Annotated in this window: 1 protein-coding gene; it reads left to right on the top strand. The window is 28.8% G+C overall.

Going from position 1 to position 1,651, the window contains the following annotated elements; translation table 11 throughout:
* Positions 1–318: 318 nt before the first annotated feature.
* Positions 319–1,269 (top strand): hypothetical protein, encoded by a 951-nt coding sequence (locus AACX38_RS06350; protein WP_228865900.1) that lies wholly within the window; start codon positions 319–321, stop codon positions 1,267–1,269.
* Positions 1,270–1,651 lie beyond the last annotated feature (382 nt).

Here is a 1,651-nt window from a genome sequence, read left to right as displayed (position 1 = left end):
ATTTTATTTTGGTCAGACTGGCGGCGACGACATCAGTATCGCGCCCAACAATGCCATTATCGCCGCCGAGAGGAATATCTGATCATGGAACAGTTACGACTGTAGTACTAGAAATAAATGACAGATTTAAAAATTAATCTTATATTATTTTTTTATAAATTTTTTATTTATATGTCAAAAAATAAATCTTTTACTTTCTTTATGAAAAATTACCTTTAATAAGAAGGTGAAATGAAATTTCAGAGCTAAAATAAATATAACAATTAATATAAAAATAAATATAACGAGTGAATTTTATTTTTAATGAAAGGTGAAATTATGCTGATAATTACTAAAAACATGTTCTCTGGAAGAGATAATCCTTGTTGGAATATTCCTGATCCATTGGCTATCGCTATCTTAAAAGATATTTCAACAAATAAAAAAGCTTTAAATTATATACCGAGGCCTTCAATCTCAGGTTTAAGGGGAGTTATTGTCGAAATTATGAACCCATTGGTTGCAAAGAAATTTGAATTGCCAACAATGTTTAGAGTTGATGATGGATATGCAGAAGATGTTTCAGATAGTAAAAATCTTGCTGAAATGCTTTTAAATATTGCTATTCAATTTGAAAGTGAAAATAACATTACATGTACTAAAAATAATTTTAAATACGCTCCTTGCAGAAAAACGGATGGTTCAGTTTTTGAATATACATCTTGTAGATTAAGGAGAGATACTCAGAGTAATGAAATGCATGAATTCGATTTTGATAATAGATGTAAAGTACAGGCAGGTTTATATAACCATAGTTATTGGTTAAGGAATGGTGGGGTTAATAATTGTTATGCATATGCATGTAATATTAGAATAGATGAATTAAATGGTTTTAATTCGAGAAATTGGCCACACCCTGGCTATTGTCATGCAAGTAAAGTACCATCAAATGATAGTGAGCTTTTGGAGGGAGTTAAACATGATGGTATAATTTTATATACAAAAGGCACAGAATGTCCTATAGGCTCAATACATGAGCCGGTATGGCTAACGGTTTTATTTTCAGGTCATGTTGGTACAGAAAAAAATTGGGATTATCACTGGTATAGACGTATATGGGCAAAATATCTTAACAGTTACGTTTGGGGGCATAAAATGGGATCTGATCCAATTACAGCGGTGGAAAGTGAAGATATCCAGGAGCATGCTAGAAATCTTGGATATACAAATTATCATGGGGAATTTTTAATTCCTAAAATTACAATTTGTGCAAACAATCAAATAAGGTAAATATAAATAATTTTAGGCATTTTTTGCAATGACATAAATTAAATAGCCTTTCATTTCATCACTTGAAAAAATTATCTTTCAAAATTTCATGATAAAATTTTAAATTTATCATCGAAATATTGATTTATCAATTAATGCAGTATTGATTTTTAATAATAAGAGTTATTCAGAAGTGTTTTTCTGATGTTTGGTTGTGTTTATAGGAGAATGAAATTCTTTGTTGAGTTTCATTTTCTCTGTGTTTAAGGGTTCATAACCTAAAGCTTTACTACTATTTTAAATTATAATTAATTCTGTTTAAACAATATTAATTACATCTCGTGGGCTATATCAAAAAAATCTTCTTCTAATAATAAAAATTATTAGTCGATATAATTTATGA

The sequence above is a fragment of the Xenorhabdus sp. PB30.3 genome (assembly GCF_963895965.1).
Taxonomy (GTDB): Bacteria; Pseudomonadota; Gammaproteobacteria; order Enterobacterales; family Enterobacteriaceae; genus Xenorhabdus; species Xenorhabdus stockiae.
The sequence above is the reverse complement of the archived record's forward strand: the minus strand, read 5'-3'. Positions and strand labels throughout refer to the sequence as shown.

Bases quoted from the DNA above. Each gene is read 5' to 3' on its own strand.
- AACX38_RS06350 (WP_228865900.1), top strand. From the start codon at position 319: ATGCTGATAATTACTAAAAACATGTTCTCTGGAAGAGATAATCCTTGT.